Here is a 17,192-nt window from a genome sequence, read left to right as displayed (position 1 = left end):
TGAGTCCCATATCCGGACTTGCATAAGTTGCGCTTCGCAACTATAGTGGTTGCGAAGCGCAACTAGAGCAAAGATCATGGATATCATCGACACCCCCATCCAGTCGCGAGACTCAACCATCCTCGAACTGCGCGAGTTCTCGCGCAAACTCGTGCGCGAACTGGGTTTCATGCGCTCCACGCTGGCGGACAGCGATCTCGCGCCGTCGGCCGTGCATGCCATTCTTGAAATCGGCGCGACGCCGGGCATTCAGGCGCGCGACCTCACTCATCTTCTGCGGCTCGACAAGTCGAACGCGAGCAGACAGGTCGCCAAACTGGAAACGGCCGGGCTTATCGAGCGCACTGCATCGAGCGACGATGCGCGCTCGTCGGAGCTTTACCTGACCAAAGCGGGCCAGCAACTGCGCAAGAAGATCGACAAGTTTGCGACCGATCAGGTGTCGAGCGCGCTGCGCAAGCTTGCGCCGTCCGATCAGCAGTCGTTGGTACGTGCGCTCTCGCTGTACGCAAGCGCGCTCGAGCAGGACAACGATGCCAAAGAGCCGCTGCAAGCCCCTGCATCGAACCTGCAAATCATCGAGGGCTATCAACCTGGCTGCATTGGCGACGTCGCGAGTCTTCACGCGCGCTACTATTCGGAGCATTCCGGCTTTGGCGCTTACTTCGAAAAGCTCGTTGCAACAGGGCTGGCCGAATTCGCCGGATTGCTTCCCGATCCCAGCAGACAGCTGTGGCTCGTCTCCGACAACGGGCGAACGCTGGCATCGATCGCCATCGACGGAAACGCGGAGACCCGCGTTGCGCACTTGCGGTGGTTCATCGTCGACGATTCGCTGCGCGGCTTGGGCATCGGCAGGCAGTTGATGACACGCGCCATGGCGTTCGTCGACGAACGCTTCGACGAAACCTATTTGTGGACGTTCAAGGGCCTCGATGCCGCGCGTCATTTGTATGAAGCGTTCGGCTTCCAGCTGGCCGAGGAGGCCGAGGGCACGCAATGGGGAGAGGCTGTTGTCGAGCAACGCTTCGTTCGGCGCAAAACGTCGGTTAAACGGTCCCGCGCTAAAGCAGATTGAAGCGCGCAAGTTCTTCGGAAAGCGCGTCGGCATTGGTGAACTTGTACGCATGCAGCCCCGCATCGATGGCGCCCGTGACATTCGTGTCGGAGTCGTCGATAAAGAGCGTCGCGTTGGCGTCGACGCCAAGCTGACGAACGCAGCCCAGATATGCCTGCGCGGCGGGTTTCGCGGCGCCGAATGCCGCCGACGGATAAACGTGCGCGCCGAATAGCTGCGCGACAGGCGGATTGAGATAGCCGATATGGTCGGTGACGAGCCGGCAATTGTTGGTCAGCACGGCGATCGGATGGCGACCAGCCACTTGAGCGGCGAGTGCCAGCGTTTCCGTATCCGGCGTGATCGATGCATGCCGCGCAGTCAGCCAGTCGTCGCGGCTGACTGCGCAACCCAGCATGTCTCCAAGCTCGCGAAGATACGCGTCGTCGGTAATCTCACCGGCATCGGCACGCGCTTCGAGCCCCGACTCCCAAATGGCGTGGCGCACGGCTTCGGGTGGCTTGCCCGTCAGCTGCGCCAGGCGTTGCGTGCGCGCCGCGCGATCGTAATGCGACAACACACCTTCCATATCGAACAGCACGAGCTTGATCGATGACGTCATGGTGCCGCCTCCGCATCAAAAGCGTCCACGCGATGAGCGCATCCCGCCGTGCGGCGTAGAATGCGCGACGTTCTGATTGTGCCTTGATGTGCGGGCGGCCTGGTAGTTTTCAAAAAATGCGGCGATGCACCGGGCAGCGTTAGACGAAATTCAGCGCAATGCCGCCGAGCGGACCGTAATCGACATGAAACGTATCGCCCGCGCGCGCAGGAATGGGACTCGTGAATGAGCCGCTGAGAATCACATCGTTCGCGTTCAGCATTTCGTCATAAGGGGCGATCTTGTTCGCGAGCCACGCGACGCCCGTCGCCGGATGATTGAGCACGGCAGCGGCGAGACCGCTCTCTTCGACAGCGCCATTTTTGTAAAGCAACGCGCCGACCCAACGCAGATCGACATCCATCGGACGCACGGGACGACCGCCCATCACGATCCCCGCATTCGCCGCAAAGTCGGAGATCGTATCGAAGACCTTGCGCGGCGCTTTCGTCTCGCGATCGAACTGCTCGATGCGCGCGTCGATGATCTCGACTGCGGGCGTTACATAGGCCGTCGCATCGAGCACATCGGTGAGCGTCACGCCCGGCCCTTTGAGTGGCCGCGCGAGAATGAACGCCAGTTCCACTTCGACACGCGGCGCGATGAAGCGATCGGCACGAATGTCCTGGCCATTTTCAATGAACATGTAGTCGAGAAGCGGCGCGTAGTCCGGTTCGTCGATCTGCGACGACCGCTGCATGGCGCGCGACGTCAATCCGATCTTGCGTCCCTTGATCACGTGCCCTTCGGCAAGCTTCATCTTGACCCATTCGCGCTGGATCGCGTAACCGTCCTCGATGGTCATCTCGGGATAGGCAGCGGAAAAGTGCCGCAATTGCGTGCGCGTTTTTTCGGCCTGGTCGAGTTTCCCGGCGAGTTCGCGGATAGTCGTCTGATCTAGCATGTTGAGTTCCCGATGATCACGCTCAGCGCTTTATCAGCCCTTCAGCCGGGCGTGCAGATTGTTGTGCTTCCAGGTGCCTGCTTCGCTGAACTCGTTGATCTCCAGCGAAAGCGCCAGCCCGTTTTTCTCGAATGCATCGGCAAAATGCTGCTTGATGACGTCGAATAACGCGTCGCCGGTTGCCTTCTTTGTATTCTCCGAGCGGCCCGCGCCGATCTTCAGGTTCGCGTGCAGAAACGCGGCATCCGGCCTGCCGTCCGCGATGCAGTACTGTTCGCAGCGCACCGCGCGCACGCGTATTCCACCGAGCGGATAGACGCGTTGATCGTTCTCGCGTTGCGCATCGAGGCATTGCGCGAGCTTGCGGCAAAGCGTTTCGATGCTGTCTTCATTTGCCAGATTGGCGCTGTATTCGAGCGTGAGATGCGGCACGGCAAATCTCCATTGTTCGATCAGGCGGGCAGGGGCGTAACGGGGAATATCGCGTTGATCTGCCCAGTACCCGAACTGCCGAAATAAGGCGTCACCACTTCGACTTTGCCTTCGTAACGATCCCAGCCGAGCGCACCGAGCAGCATCGCCGTGTCGTGCATACCGCCCTCGCCCCAGCATTTTTCGTTGTAGAGCGGCAGCATGCCGCAAAACGTTTTCCAGTCGCCCTGTTCCCACAGCGACACCACGTGACGGTCGGTCTGTTCGAGAAACGGGTCCCACACCTTGTGCATGAACTGCTCGGCCGTACCGTTGTTCGCGAAGTGATGACTCAGCGAGCCGCTCGCGAGAATCGCGACCGTGCCGTCATAGCGTTCCTCGATGGCCTTGCGTACGGCGAGCCCGAAGCGCGCGCTGGTCGGCAGGTCGTGCCACATGCACCACCCTGCAATCGATATCGTCTTGAAGCGCTGGTCCGCGTTCATGTAGCGCATCGGGACCAGTGTGCCGTATTCGAGTTCGAGAGAGGTTTCGCTATGTGCGCGGCTTTTCACGCCCATTTCGTTCGCGACTTCGGCGATCAGCTTGCCGAGTTGCACATTGCCGGGATACGCATAGGCCATGTTGTTGATGAAATGCGGCAGTTCGTTGCTCGTATAAACGCCTTCGAACTTCGGCGCGCAGTTGATGTGGTATTCGCTATTCACCAGCCAGTGAACGTCGAAAACGATGATCGTATCGACGCCGAGTTCACGGCAACGACGGCCAATTTCATGATGTCCGTCGATTGCAGCCTGGCGGCAGCCTTTATGTGGCCCATCCAGTTCCGACAAATACATCGAAGGCACGTGGGTCACTTTGGCGGCCAGTGCGAGCTTGCCCATCGTGTTCTCCTTTCCCATCCAAATGGCTGAACCACGCGTCGTTCGGAAAGATCAGACGCCCCAACGCGGAATGTGATGCGAGCCGAGCGATACGCAAATGTTCTTCGGTTCGAGAAACACTTCATAACTCCACGTGCCGCCTTCACGTCCGACGCCCGATGCCTTCGTGCCGCCAAACGGCTGGCGCAGGTCGCGCACGTTCTGGCTGTTCACGAAGCACATGCCAGCTTCGATAGCAGCCGCCACGCGATGCGCTCGGCCCGTGTTCTCGGTCCACACGTAGCTGGAAAGTCCATACGAAATATCGTTGGCGAGTCGAATTGCTTCGGCTTCGTCGTCGAATGGAATCAGGCATGCGACTGGCCCGAAGATCTCTTCCTGCGCGATGCGCATGCGGTTATCGACATCGACGAACACGGTCGGCGCGACGAAGTTGCCGCGCTTCAATGCATCCGGCAGAGACGGCGCGTCGAGTCCACCGCATGCGAGCGTCGCGCCTTCTTTCGGACCCAGCTCGATATAGCTGCGCACTTTCGCCAGATGCGCCTGGCTGATCATCGGGCCGATGATCGTCTGCTCGCCAAGCGGATCGCCAACGGTCAGACGCTTTGCGCGCTCGATGAACCGTTCCGCGAATGTCGCGTAGATCGACTTCTGCACGAGAATGCGCGAGCCCGCCGTGCAGCGTTCGCCATTGTTCGAGAAGATCATGAACACCGCGGCGTCGAGTGCGCGTTCGAAATCGGCGTCGTCGAAAATCACGAATGGCGACTTGCCGCCCAGTTCCATCGAGAACTTCTTTAGCCCGGCGGTCTGCACGATCCGGTTGCCCGTGGCGGTCGAACCGGTAAAGGAAATTGCATGCACGTCGGGATGCGCGACGAGCGGCTCGCCCGTGTCCTTGCCATAGCCATGCACGACGTTCAATACACCCGCAGGAATGCCCGCTTCCAGCGCGAGATTGCCGAGCATCGACGCCGTCAGCGGCGACAGCTCGCTCATCTTCAGCACGGCCGTATTGCCGAATGCGAGACATGGCGCGACTTTCCATGTCGCCGTCATGAATGGCACATTCCACGGCGAAATCAGCGCACACACGCCGACGGGATGAAACAGCGTGTAGTTCAGATGCGAATCGGTCGGATACGTGTGACCGTCGACGCGCGTACACATCTCCGCAAAGTACGTGAAGTTGTCGGCGGCACGCGGCACGAGTTGCTTTCGCGTTTGCGAAATGGTTTGCCCCGTGTCGCGCGTTTCCGTATCGGAGAGTTCAGGCACGTTCTTCGCGATCAGTTCGCCAAGCTTGCGCACGAGTTTCGCGCGCTCGACAGCGGGCTTTGCGGCCCATGCGGGAAACGCGTCTTTCGCGGCGCGCACGGCGGCGTCGATATCCTCCGCCGTGCCACTCGCGACTTCGGCGAGTACTTCCTGCGTGGCCGGATTCACTGTTTCGAAGTAATCGCGCGCGGCCTTCGGTTTGCCGTTGATCAGATGTTCGATTCGCATGGCGGGTCCTGAATGATCAATCGCGGTTGAAGGCCGCGTCGGAAACGATCGCGTTGACGAGACGGCCCAAGCCGTCTATTTCGCAGACGACTTCATCGCCCGCATTCACATTGACGACGCCCTCGGGCGTTCCCGTCAGAATGATGTCACCGGGCGCCAGCGTCATGAAGCTGCTGAGGTATTCGATCAGCGCGGGAATGTCCGTCACCAGATCGCGCGTGTTGCCCTTCTGATGCAGCGTGCCGTTCACATAAGTGCGCAATTCGAGTTGCGCGACATCGACGATATCCGCGGCATCGACGAACCAGGGGCCGAGTACCGTCCCGCCGTCGCGGTTCTTCACGCGAAGATTCGGCCGATAGTAATTCTCAAGGTAGTCACGAATCGCGTAGTCGTTCGCGATCATGTAGCCGGCCACATATCGCATTGCGTCGTCGCGCGTCACCTCTTTCGCCGGTCGGCCAATGACGACAGCAAGCTCGCACTCGTAGTGCATGAACGTCACGTCGGAAGGACGCCGCGTCACCCCGCGATGACCGATCACGCTGCCCGAGCCCTTGAGAAAAACAAGCGGCTCTTCCTGTTTCGAGAACTGAAGTTCTTTCGCGTGCTCCGCGTAGTTGAGTCCGAGCGCGAAGATCGTGCCGGGCTGAATGGGCGCAAGCCACACGACTTCATCCTCGCGGCACACACGGCCATCGGCAAGACGCACGCCACGTTCGTGTGGATACGCTTCATGAATCGCGCCTGCGTAGGCAACACGGCCGCGCATCATCGTCCGTCTCCTTCTCTTGCTGTCATCGAGAAACACAGCGGCGGCCAGTCGTCGATTGCGATGCTGATGTCATCGCCCACATGCGCGATGGGCGCGCCGTGCGGGACGCCCAATGTCAGCACGTCGCCGGGTGCGAGGGTCATGAAGTCGGTCACGTCGGCGATCAGACGCGCGACGTTGCGAATCGATGTGGAGGTGTTCGCTATGAACGGCTCTTTTCCTTCGATGCTGATCGCGACCCGCAGCGCGTCGGGATTTGCCACATGCCGACGCGCGACCACGGTGGGACCGATCACGCAAAAGCCATCGCGCGCGCGGAATCTCACTGAGGGCCGATAAACGCTTTCGTGAGGGACGCAAAGGTCGGCCACGATCGTATAGCCCGCGATATACGAAATCGCATTCTCGACGCTCACACGGCATGCCGTACGCCCGATCACGACGCCGAGCGAACCGCCTACCTGCACGCCTTGCGCGTCGTCCGGAACAACCACGCTCGCACGATGACCGGCGAACGTATTGCGCGGCTTCACGTACAGCACGGGCGCTTTCGGCGGCGCTTTGTAGGGCGCCGCGTTGACCGCGTCGCCGAGTGCATCGAGCGCGGCCCGATCGTTCAGCAGCGTTCCGTAGACCGCGCCATCCACAGGCGGCCTGCATGCCGTTCCACTCGCGAGCAATGGGCTCACGGTCCGCGCATCGACATCGCGTGCGAACGGCTCGGCTGCAAGATGAATCCGGTGATCGTCGAGTGCGAACATGGCTTGCCTGCATCCGTCATTCACTAACATCTTAGTAGTATTCGCGCCGAGCGAATCAAGGTCAAGCGCATTGACTTGTTGCGCGGGTTTTCCCTGGCGCAGCGCCTGCAAGTGCTTCAAGCCGTAAAAAGAATGAGAAAAACTGGTATGACCAGTGTTCCACCGGGTCGACAAGTCGCCTGGAACCCGGAACAATGGACACCAGGTCATATATAAGACTGGACCTCGCATGCACGTCCACAGTGCATGCGCATGTGGGCTGACATGTACAAGGGCGGCTTGCGGCCGGTCTGTCGGTGGAATTCACTTCAATCGTTTCAGGAATCGCAACATGCAGACAAAATCCGTGCTGACGGTCGCCGAGTCGACGAAAATCATCGAAGCGGCGCGCGCCGAAGCCGAACGCAACCAGTGGGCCGTCACGATCGCGGTGGTGGACGACGGCGGCCACTTGCTGTCGCTGCTGCGCCTCGACAACTGCGCGCCCGTCGGCGCCTACATCGCGACGGATAAAGCCCGCACCGCCGCGCTCGGCCGCCGCGAATCGAAGCAGTACGAGGACATGATCAACAACGGCCGCACCGCGTTCCTGAGCGCGCCGCTGTCGGGCACGCTGGAAGGCGGCGTGCCCGTTGTGGTAAATGGTCAGGTGGTCGGCGCCGTCGGTGTTTCCGGCGTCAAGGCCGATCAGGATGCGCAAGTGGCAAAGGCCGGTGCTGCGGCCGTTGCCAGCCACGCGAACGGCTGAAGGCCGCGCTAAAAAAGAATAATTTGCCCAGAATTTGCCCCTCTTGGAACAGCCCATGACTCAATTGACCCAACGCGGCGGATTGCAGGTCGCCGCGAACCTCGAACAGTTCATCGAAAAGGAAGCCCTGCCAGGAACCGGTGTCGATAGCGCCGCTTTCTGGGCTGGTTTCGATGCCCTCGTACACGATCTCGCGCCGAAGAACCGCGCGCTGCTCGCCGAACGCGACCGCCTGCAGGTCGAACTGGACACGTGGCATCGCGCGAATCCGGGCCCGGTGCGTGACCTGCGTGCGTATCGCGGCTTCCTCGAAAGCATCGGCTATATCGTGCCGACGCCTGCCGGCGTGAAAGCGACGACCGACAACGTCGACCGCGAAATCGCCGAACAGGCGGGCCCGCAGCTCGTCGTGCCGCTGTCGAACCAGCGTTACGCGCTGAACGCCGCGAACGCGCGCTGGGGCAGCCTGTACGACGCGCTGTACGGCACCGATGCAATCGACGAAGCCGACGGCGCGGAACGCACCGCGAAGTTCAACCCGGTGCGCGGCGCGCGCGTGATCGCGTTCGCGCGCAAGTTCCTCGACGACGCCGCGCCGCTCGCGAACGGCTCGCACAAGGACGCGACCGGCTATCGCATCGAGAACGGCAAGCTGAGCATTGCACTGAAGAATGGCACGGCCACGCTGCAGGACGAAGCGCAATTCATCGGCTATCAGGGCGACGCGAATGCGCCGACTGCCGTGCTGCTCAAGCACAACGGCCTGCACTTCGAAATCCAGATCGACGCGAACGATTCGATCGGCAAGACCGACCCCGCGCACGTCAAGGACGTGCTAATGGAAGCGGCCGTCAGCACGATCATCGACTGCGAAGACTCGGTCGCCGCCGTCGATGCCGACGACAAAGTACTGCTCTATCGCAACTGGCTCGGCCTGATGGTCGGCAACCTGACGGAAGAAGTCACGAAGGGCGGCAAGACGTTCACGCGCCGCCTGAACGCGGACCGCGAATATCAAGGCGCGAACGGCCAGCCCGTGAAGCTGCACGGCCGCTCGCTGCTGTTCATCCGCAACGTCGGCCATCTGATGACGAACCCGGCCGTGCTCGACCGCGACGGCAACGAGATTCCCGAAGGCATTCTCGACGGCGTCGTCACGACGCTGTGCGCGCTGCACGACCGCACGCACAAGCTCAATTCGCGCACGGGCTCGATCTATATCGTCAAGCCGAAGATGCATGGCCCGGCTGAAGTCGCGTTCGCGAGCGAGCTGTTCTCGCGCGTCGAAGACCTGCTCGGCCTCGCGCGCAACACGATCAAGATGGGCATCATGGACGAGGAGCGCCGCACCAGCGTGAACCTCGCCGCGTGTATCGGCGAGGCTTCGTCGCGCGTCGCGTTCATCAACACGGGCTTCCTCGACCGCACGGGCGACGAGATGCACAGCTCGATGGAAGCGGGCCCGATGATGCGCAAGGGCGACATGAAGTCGAGCAAGTGGATCGCCGCCTATGAGCGCAGCAACGTGCTCGTCGGCCTCGCTGCGGGCCTGCGCGGCCGCGCGCAGATCGGCAAGGGCATGTGGGCGATGCCTGACCTGATGAAGGCGATGCTCGAGCAGAAGATCGGCCATCCGAAGGCAGGCGCGAACACGGCATGGGTGCCCTCGCCCACGGCCGCGACGCTGCATGCGCTGCACTATCACCAGGTCGACGTGCAGGCCGTTCAGAAGGAACTGGAGCGCACGGATTTCGCCGGCGTGCGCGATGAACTGCTGGACGGGCTGCTGACGATTCCCGTCGTCGAACGTGCGCAGTGGAGCGACGAAGAGATCCGCAGCGAAGTCGAGAACAACGCGCAAGGCATTCTCGGCTATGTGGTGCGCTGGATCGATCAGGGCGTCGGTTGTTCGAAGGTGCCGGACATTCACAACGTCGGCCTGATGGAAGACCGCGCAACGCTGCGTATTTCGAGCCAGCACATCGCGAACTGGTTGCGCCACGGCGTCGTCAAGGCTGAGTTCGTGCGCGAGACGATGGAGCGCATGGCGGCCGTCGTCGATCAGCAAAACGCGAGCGATCCGAGCTACAAACCGATGGCGCCGAACTTCGACGGCTCGATCGCGTTCAAGGCGGCGTGCGCGCTGGTGTTCGAAGGTCGCGCGCAGCCTAGCGGTTACACGGAACCGCTGCTGCACAAGTTCCGTCTGCAATTGAAGGCGGCGGGCAACGCGTAACTTCACGCGTTTAATCGCGGCACGACGTTAAAACGCCGGCCGGGTCTTTCGAGACCCGGCCGGCGTTTCTGTTTTCAATGGCACAGTTCTTCAAGCCGCATGCCGTTCGTCTTCGGCCCGAAACCGCCAATCGAAATCATCACGACGAGCATACACGCCGTAATTCCGACGAACACGCCGGCTACGCCGAACTCACGCAGCAGATGCGCGATCATGAAACCCGACATCATCGCGCCGACGCGGCTTGCGGAATAAACGATCCCATTCGCGCGGCAACGGACACGCGTCGGAAACAGTTCGGCCTGGTACGCGTGATAGCAAACGGAGATGGTCTGTCCCGCGAGGCTGATGAGCACGCCCAGCACGATCAGCGGCATCACCGTTCTCACCTGGCCGAACATCAGCCCAAACACGACGACTGCAAACGCGGAGCCGACGATCAGCCATTTGCGCTGGACCCTGTCGGCGAATAGCATCGCGAGCAAAGGTCCGCAAGGCAGCGCAATCGCGATGATGAACGAATACAGCAAGCTCTTCGTCACGGTGATGCCCTGACCGATCAGCAGCGTCGGCACCCAGTTCGCGAATCCGTAATAACCGATCGCCTGGCAGAAGTTGAATATGATCAACATGATGAGACGCGAACGGTACGGCGGCTGCCACAACTCGGCCAGCGACGCTCGCCGATGCACCGACTGCTCGACGACGGGAAGCGGCGCGGGGAGCGCGCGGCCCGTCTGCTTTAGGGCCATCTCTTCCATTTTCCTGACCACGCGCTCGCCGCGTTCGACGTGTCCGTGACTTGCGAGCCAACGTGGACTTTCCGGCACGACGAGCCGGATGAACCACACGATCACCGCGCCAGCGGAGCCCAGCAGCACGACCCAGCGCCAGCCATCGATACCCGCCAACGTAATCGGCACGAGCCAGTACGAGAGAATCGCGGCGGCAGGCGCGGCAGCGAACATGACGGCCTGATTGAACGCCATCGCGCGGCCGCGCATATGCTGGGGTACGAGTTCGGTGATATAGCTGTCGATCGTCACGATCTCGATTCCAACGCCGATGCCCGTGATGAAGCGCCACAGGATCAGCCCTTCCGGCGAGGTCTGAAACGCCATGATCGCGGAGCCGATCGAATACCACAGCAGCGAAATCGTGAAGACCTTGCGACGCCCGAAGCGGTCCGGCAGCCAGCCGAAGCAGAACGTGCCGACGAACAGGCCCGCGAACGTCGATGCAATAAATCCTGCAATGCCCTGAAGGCCGAAGAACGATTCCGTCGTGGTCTTGAGCAGCCCGCTCTTCGCCATGCCCGGCGCGATATAGCCGGTGAAAATCAGGTCGTAGACCTCGAAGAAGCCGCCAAGCGAAATCAGCAGCACGAGCATCCATAGGTGCCGCGTGACGGGCAAGCGATCCATCCGCGCCGACAACGCCGCAGCGGCGCGCAAATGGGTCTGTGCACCGGAAGGCGCAAACGGAGGATTGTCTGCTGTGATGGTACGCTGCATGAATGTCTCCTGAAGTTCACCATCGGTCGTTAATTAGTTTGGATACCTGATGGTTTATGATTCGTTCGTTTCTTTTGCTTCCTCGCCCGCTATGCGCTCAGGCGGCCGCTCTGCCCGTCAGCCGCGCCAGAATCTCTTGCGTATGCTCACCGACCTTCGCCAGCGCCTGACGCACGCCGGGCCGGCGGCCGCCCATCGTCAGCGGAAGCAGCACGACTTCCGTCGTGTCGCCGTCGTCGGTTTGCATCGGCACGAGGCCGCCGCTTTGCTTCAGATGCGGATCGTCGAACAGTTGGTCGGGACGCACGATCGGCGCGTAAGGAATGCCCGCTGCTTCGAGCTTCGGCGCGAGTTCGTCGGTGCGATGATGCTTGAGGATGTCGCCAAGCCGTGCGAGCAGTTCAGGACGCACGGCGACTCGCATCGCGTTGTCCGCGAATTGCGGTTCCTCGGCCAGATCGGGCCGTCCGATCACGTCGCAAAGCGTGACGAACTGCTTGTCGCTCACTGCGCCGATGAACAGTTGCTCGTCATTCGCCAGCGTGAACACGTCGTAGACGCTCCACGCCGATACGCGCGACGGCATCGGCGGCGGCGCTTCATGCGTCATCGCGTATTGCTGCATATGCTGGCCAGAGAGAAACACGCAGTTCTCGAACAGCGCGCTTTGCACTTCCTGTCCGCGCCCGGTGAAATCGCGCTCGCGCAACGCGGCCAGCACGCCGATCGCGCCGAACATGCCGCCCATGATGTCGTTGACCGACGTACCCGCGCGCAACGGCCGCCCCACTGGCCCGGTCATATAAGAAAGCCCGCCCATCATCTGCACGACTTCATCCAGTGCGAGGCGCTTTTCATACGGCCCCGGCAGAAAGCCTTTGTGCGACACGTAAATCAGGCGCGGAAACTTCTTCGACAACGTGTCGTAATCGAGGCCGAGTTTCGTCATCAGACCAGGCCGGAAATTTTCGAGCATCACGTCGCACTGACCGATCAGTTCTTCAGCGGCTGCGTGGCCTTCCGGCGTGTTGATATCGAGCACGACGCTCTTCTTGTTGCGATTGAACGTGCGGAAAAAGCCAATGCCGAGACCCGGCAGCTTGCGCGTCTTGTCGCCGCCGGGCGGTTCGATCTTGATGACCTCCGCGCCAAGATCCGCGAGGATCATCCCGCACGTCGGGCCCATGACCATGTGAGTGAATTCGATGACGCGCACGCCGTCGAGAGGCAGTCGAGTGGAAGTGTTCATGGCGGCCCTCAGGCAATAGCAGTGTGATTGGCAAAGGTTTTGGGCAAGCCCGCGAGCCACAGCGAGCCGTGCAGCGTTTCGTCCGGCAACCACTGCGCGACCTTTGCGCGCAACGCCAGAAGCCGTTCGATGTCGATGCCCGTTTCGATGCCCATGTCCGCGAGCATGAACGCGAGGTCTTCGCTCGATGCATTGCCGCTCGCGCCCGGCGCATGCGGACAGCCGCCGATGCCCGCGAGCGTCGCATCGAAGCGCGCAACGCCCGCCTCCAGCGCCGCGTAGACATTCGCAAGCGCGAGACCGCGCGTGTCGTGGAAATGGCCGCAGCAGAAGCGGTCGCCCGCGATGTGCCGCGCTTTCTCGAACAGATCGCGCACGGCGGCAGGGCTCGCATAGCCGACGGTGTCCGCGATACTCACGAAATCCGCGCCCGCATCGAGCAGCGACTGCATGCAGCGCAACACGTCGGACTGATCGACGGCGCCTTGAATCGTGCAGCCGAACGCAGTGCCGATGCCGCCTTCGATCAACGTCTTCGAACCCGCAGCGTCACGCGCCGCCCGCATGCGCGCGACTTCGGCGATCACTTCGTCGGGCGTTTTGCGCAGATTCGCGAGGCTATGCGCGTGGCTCGCGGACAGCGGCACGAGCATCAGGTCGGCGCGTGAATCGATGGCGCGCTCGGCGCCTTTCAGGTTGGGCACCAGCACCGACACGCGTAAATCCGGCAGCGTCTTCGCGAACGCGACGAGTTCCGCCGTATCGGCCAGTTGCGGCAACAGACGCGCGGGCACGAAGGAACCGACTTCGATTTCGCGCTGACCGGCGGCATACGCATCGGCGATCCATTCGATTTTCCGTTGCGTCGGAAGAATGGTCTGGATACTTTGCAGCCCGTCGCGCAAGCCGACTTCGCGGATCACGACGTTCGATGGGAATGGGGGCATGGAAGGTGTCTCCAAAGTGCAAGCCGGTCGTAGTCATGCCGGCGTTGTGCTAACTTTAGACATTCCATCTGATACATAAAGCGCTATTTTGGAAGCGCCAGGTTTCCGAACAGGAAACTCACAAGGAGACACAGCGCGTGCGCGACATTGATCTGAAAACCTTGCGGCTCGTGGTGGCCGTGTGCGAGCACAAGAACATGGCGCGCGCCGCGCACGACGAGCACATCGAGCCTTCTGCCGTCAGCAAGCGGATTGCGCAACTGGAAAGCGATCTGGGCGTGCCACTCTTCACGCGCTCGCGACGCGGCGTGCAGCCCACACCCGCCGGCGTCGCACTGCTCGAACATGCGCGTAGCGTGCTGTTCACGATGGACCGGATTGCGAGCGACGTCGCCGCATTCGGCAGCGGTCTGCGCGGCAGCGTCAGCGTGTGCGCGTCGGCATCGGCGATTGCGGAAAGCCTGCTCGACGATGTCGCCTCGTTCATGAGCATGCCGGCGCACGAGAACATCCGCGTGCATGTCGAGGAGTGGCTGTCGCACGATCTCGTGCGGCGCTTGCGCGAAGGCGCCGCGTCCGTCGGTGTGTGCTGGGACAACGTGGATCTCGAAGGGCTCGAGCATCGGCCGTATCGCGAGGACCGGCTCGCGCTGGCCGTGCATCCCGATCATCCGCTGGCAAAGCGCTCGACGCTACGCTTCGCGGAAACGCTGGGCTACGAGCACGTCGGACTGCCGCCGACGACATCCGTACACATGATGCTGCAACGCGCCGCCGCGCGCGCTGGCGGCACGGTGTCATATCGGGCGGTGGTATCGAATTTCGATGCCGCGTTTCGCGTGGTGGCCGCGAAGCTCGGCATCAGCGTGATACCGCAGGTGGTTGGCGACACGTACGCGCGCATTCTCGACGTGCGTGTCATTCCGTTGACGGACGAATGGGCAAAGCGGAATTTCGTGGTGTGCTTTCGCGATTTCGAATCGCTACAGCCTGCTGCGCAGCGCATGGTCGATCATCTCGTCGAGCGGGCGCAGCACACGCATGTGCCACGATGAAGCGCGAATCAGCGCGCCGTCCGCGCCGCGACGGCAGGCCGCGCCGGCGATACATCGAGCCGCCGGAACACGAGCGCCGACAGCAGCGTGATCACGCCGACGCAAACGAAGCTCAGCATGAATCCCGTCGCCGCCGAGCCCACGTCAGCAGAAAACAGGTTGACCAGCCCGCCGCCAATCGACACGCCCATCGCGATCGCCAGCATCTGCACCATCGAAAACAGGCTGTTGCCGCTGCCCGCATCCGCATGCGACAGGCCCTTGAGCGTCACGCTGTTCATCGCGGCGAACTGCATCGAGTTGGCCGCGCCGAACACGGCGAGCAGCGCGATTTCCAGCAGCGGTGTCGACTGTTTCGACACGAGTGCGAACGCGACGATCGTCGAGCCGACGATCATCGTATTGACGAGCAGAAACGCCGAATAGCCGAAGCGCTTGATGAGCGGCGCGATCCATTGCTTCGACACGGTGCCGGCGATGGCGGCGGGCAGCATCATCATCCCCGAGCGCAGCGGCGAATAACCGAGCTGCACCTGCATCAGCAGCGGCAGCATGAACGGCACCGCACTCGATCCGATCCGGCACAGCAGGTTGCCGATCAAACCGACGCTGAAATTCGGTTCGCTGAATAGCGCGAGCCTGAACAGCGGCCGCTCGCTCGAACGTGCATGCGGAATGTAAGCCAGCGCTGCGACGACGCCCGCCATCGCGAGACCCACTGACCATTCGACGCGATAGGTGCTCATCGGCGGATCGATCGCGAGCGACAGCAGGATCATCGCGAGCGAAAGCAGACCGCAGCCGATGAAATCGAACGGCGGCGGATGGCTTGCGTTGTCGTGCGGCAGGAAATGCTGCACGGCGATCAGGCCGATCGCGCCGACGGGCACGTTGACGAGGAAAATCCAGTGCCACGAAATGGCTTGCGTGAGCCAGCCGCCCAGCGTCGGCCCGACGATCGGCCCGACCTGCCCCGCAATCGAAACGAACGCGAGCGCGGATACGTACTGCTCGCCCGGCACGCGGCGCAACACGGCAAGCCGCCCGATAGGCAGCAGCATCGAACCGCCGACGCCTTGCAACACGCGCGCGATCACGAGTTGATCCAGCGTGTGCGCGCCCGCGCAGCACACCGACCCCAACACGAACACGAGAATCGCGGCGAAGTACACGCGGCGCGTGCCGAAGCGGTCGGCGAACCAGCCAGAGGCGGGTGTGAGAAGCGCCATCGTCAGCGAGTACGAGACGACGACGGGTTGCATTGCGAGTGGCGATGCGTGAAGGCTTTGCGCCATCGAAGGCAGCGCAGTGTTGACGATGGTCGTGTCGAGCGCCTGCATGAAGAAGGCAGCGGCGACGATCCAGAGTAGCGCGGTGTGTGAGGAATCGCGGGTCATGATGAAGTTCGGAGAGGCGCGACGGAAGCCGTTAAACATAGCGTCGCAATGACAGCGCCTCGGAAACGGGCGTTTCGCCGAACCGGCGATCGGGCCGATTCGTCCAGATCCAGTTGCAGCAATCATGGTATCGATTTCACCGGCAATCGGGAAGTCACCTGAAGGCATTGACTGTCATCGTCAATGCCGATGACAATGCCGCATGCTCAATCCTCTCTGGCTCAGGACGTTCGCCACCGTCACCACCTGCCGCAGCTTTACTGAGGCAGGCAAACGGCTCGACCTGAATCAGTCGAGCGTCAGTGAACATATTCGGCGCCTCGAGGAGAGCGTCGGCAGACGGCTATTCGTGCGCGACACGCATTCGCTCGCGATGACCGCCGACGGCGAAGCGTTGCTCGTACATGCCAACGTGATCCTGCAGGCCATCAATCGCGCCGAATCGCAGTTCCGCAAGCCGAGGCTGAAGGGGCGCGTGCGCCTGGGCACATCCGACGATATCGCGCTCGGCGCATTGCCGAACGTGCTGGCCGCGTTTCGCGCGGCTCATCCCGACGTGGAACTGGAGATCACGATCGGCATGACGAGCCGCCTGTATGAACTGCTCGATGCCGGTTCGATCGATCTGCTGGTCGGCAAGCGACGCCTGGGCGAGCGGCGCGGCACGCCGTTACTGCGCTCGCGGCTCGAATGGATTGCGCGGCCCGGTACGATCGTCGATCTCCAACAGCCGTTGCCGCTGGTGCTCGTCGCTGAGCCGAGCGTGACGCGCGCCGTCGTGCTGAATGCGCTCGCCGAGAAAGGCTTCGGCTGGGAAGTGGTATGCACGAGCAGCAGTCACGCGGGCTGCATCGCTGCTGCGCGCGGCGGCTTGGGGTTGACGGCGAAATCGCAATACGTGTCCGCGCGCGGGCTCGCGCCGCCCGTGAACAATGCGAGCTTGCCCGCCCTACCCGACGTCGAATTCATCGCGCTGGGCGCGAAGCGGCTCAGTCAGCCGGCGGGCACGCTGCTGGAGTTGCTGCAAAGCAGCGATCTGAGCGGCGAATGGATGAGCGAATAG

General features: G+C 62.0%; 16 protein-coding genes. 5 read left to right on the top strand and 11 right to left on the bottom strand.

Going from position 1 to position 17,192, the window contains the following annotated elements:
• Positions 1-76 precede the first annotated feature (76 nt).
• Positions 77-1,078 carry a bifunctional helix-turn-helix transcriptional regulator/GNAT family N-acetyltransferase gene (locus C2L65_RS32290; protein WP_042315758.1) on the top strand — a complete coding sequence of 334 codons (1,002 nt, stop codon included), beginning with the start codon at positions 77-79 and terminating at the stop codon, positions 1,076-1,078.
• On the opposite strand, the gene C2L65_RS32285 is transcribed toward C2L65_RS32290, so the two are convergent.
• From C2L65_RS32285 to C2L65_RS32255, 7 genes are all read right to left on the bottom strand, one after another.
• Positions 1,065-1,679, bottom strand: a complete 615-nt coding sequence (locus C2L65_RS32285; RefSeq protein ID WP_042315760.1) for an HAD family hydrolase — start codon at positions 1,677-1,679, stop codon at positions 1,065-1,067. The genes C2L65_RS32290 and C2L65_RS32285 overlap by 14 nt on opposite strands.
• Positions 1,680-1,818: 139 nt before the next feature.
• On the bottom strand, positions 1,819-2,622 hold the full coding sequence (hpaH, locus tag C2L65_RS32280; protein ID WP_009770909.1) for a 2-oxo-hept-4-ene-1,7-dioate hydratase: 804 nt from the start codon (positions 2,620-2,622) through the stop codon (positions 1,819-1,821).
• A 33-nt stretch (positions 2,623-2,655) separates the two neighbouring features.
• On the bottom strand, positions 2,656-3,054 hold the full coding sequence (locus tag C2L65_RS32275) for a 5-carboxymethyl-2-hydroxymuconate Delta-isomerase (protein WP_042315761.1): 399 nt from the start codon (positions 3,052-3,054) through the stop codon (positions 2,656-2,658).
• Positions 3,055-3,074: 20 nt separating this feature from the next.
• On the bottom strand, positions 3,075-3,938 hold the full coding sequence (hpaD, locus tag C2L65_RS32270; protein WP_042315794.1) for a 3,4-dihydroxyphenylacetate 2,3-dioxygenase: 864 nt from the start codon (positions 3,936-3,938) through the stop codon (positions 3,075-3,077).
• A gap of 51 nt (positions 3,939-3,989) precedes the next feature.
• Positions 3,990-5,447 carry a 5-carboxymethyl-2-hydroxymuconate semialdehyde dehydrogenase gene (gene hpaE / locus C2L65_RS32265; protein ID WP_042315763.1) on the bottom strand — a complete coding sequence of 486 codons (1,458 nt, stop codon included), beginning with the start codon at positions 5,445-5,447 and terminating at the stop codon, positions 3,990-3,992.
• 16 nt (positions 5,448-5,463) lie between these two features.
• Entirely contained in the window at positions 5,464-6,222 is a 759-nt protein-coding gene (locus C2L65_RS32260) for a fumarylacetoacetate hydrolase family protein (protein ID WP_042315764.1), read from the bottom strand.
• Complete coding sequence (locus C2L65_RS32255) at positions 6,219-6,983, bottom strand: fumarylacetoacetate hydrolase family protein (protein WP_042315765.1); 765 nt, start codon at positions 6,981-6,983, stop codon at positions 6,219-6,221. Before C2L65_RS32255 ends, C2L65_RS32260 begins: the two co-directional genes overlap by 4 nt.
• Before the next feature lie 331 nt (positions 6,984-7,314).
• Between C2L65_RS32255 and C2L65_RS32250 the strand changes: the two genes are divergently transcribed.
• Both C2L65_RS32250 and C2L65_RS32245 read left to right on the top strand, forming a co-directional pair.
• Positions 7,315-7,731, top strand: coding sequence for a heme-binding protein (locus tag C2L65_RS32250; protein ID WP_042315767.1), 417 nt, complete (start codon positions 7,315-7,317; stop codon positions 7,729-7,731).
• A gap of 55 nt (positions 7,732-7,786) precedes the next feature.
• A complete protein-coding gene (locus tag C2L65_RS32245; RefSeq protein ID WP_042315770.1) occupies positions 7,787-9,967 on the top strand; it encodes a malate synthase G in 2,181 nt (726 codons plus the stop codon).
• A gap of 74 nt (positions 9,968-10,041) precedes the next feature.
• On the opposite strand, the gene C2L65_RS32240 is transcribed toward C2L65_RS32245, so the two are convergent.
• From C2L65_RS32240 to C2L65_RS32230, 3 genes are all read right to left on the bottom strand, one after another.
• A complete protein-coding gene (locus C2L65_RS32240) occupies positions 10,042-11,481 on the bottom strand; it encodes an MFS transporter (RefSeq protein WP_042315773.1) in 1,440 nt (479 codons plus the stop codon).
• Between the two features lie 97 nt (positions 11,482-11,578).
• On the bottom strand, positions 11,579-12,730 hold the full coding sequence (locus C2L65_RS32235) for a CaiB/BaiF CoA transferase family protein (protein ID WP_042315775.1): 1,152 nt from the start codon (positions 12,728-12,730) through the stop codon (positions 11,579-11,581).
• An 8-nt stretch (positions 12,731-12,738) separates the two neighbouring features.
• On the bottom strand, positions 12,739-13,677 hold the full coding sequence (locus C2L65_RS32230; protein ID WP_042315777.1) for a hydroxymethylglutaryl-CoA lyase: 939 nt from the start codon (positions 13,675-13,677) through the stop codon (positions 12,739-12,741).
• A gap of 137 nt (positions 13,678-13,814) precedes the next feature.
• Between C2L65_RS32230 and C2L65_RS32225 the strand changes: the two genes are divergently transcribed.
• The gene (locus C2L65_RS32225; protein WP_042315779.1) at positions 13,815-14,732 is read left to right on the top strand and encodes a LysR family transcriptional regulator; all 918 of its coding nucleotides are present in this window, start codon (positions 13,815-13,817) and stop codon (positions 14,730-14,732) included.
• Positions 14,733-14,740: 8 nt separating this feature from the next.
• On the opposite strand, the gene mdtD is transcribed toward C2L65_RS32225, so the two are convergent.
• Positions 14,741-16,129, bottom strand: coding sequence for a multidrug transporter subunit MdtD (gene mdtD / locus C2L65_RS32220; RefSeq protein ID WP_042315781.1), 1,389 nt, complete (start codon positions 16,127-16,129; stop codon positions 14,741-14,743).
• Positions 16,130-16,331: 202 nt separating this feature from the next.
• On the opposite strand from mdtD, the gene C2L65_RS32215 reads away from it, so the two are divergent.
• Complete coding sequence (locus tag C2L65_RS32215; protein WP_042315783.1) at positions 16,332-17,192, top strand: LysR family transcriptional regulator; 861 nt, start codon at positions 16,332-16,334, stop codon at positions 17,190-17,192.

Origin of the sequence: Paraburkholderia terrae, from assembly GCF_002902925.1 — a bacterium.
GTDB lineage: Bacteria > Pseudomonadota > Gammaproteobacteria > Burkholderiales > Burkholderiaceae > Paraburkholderia > Paraburkholderia terrae.
Note: the sequence above shows the minus strand (reverse complement) of the source record. Positions and strands in the feature narration are given on the sequence as shown.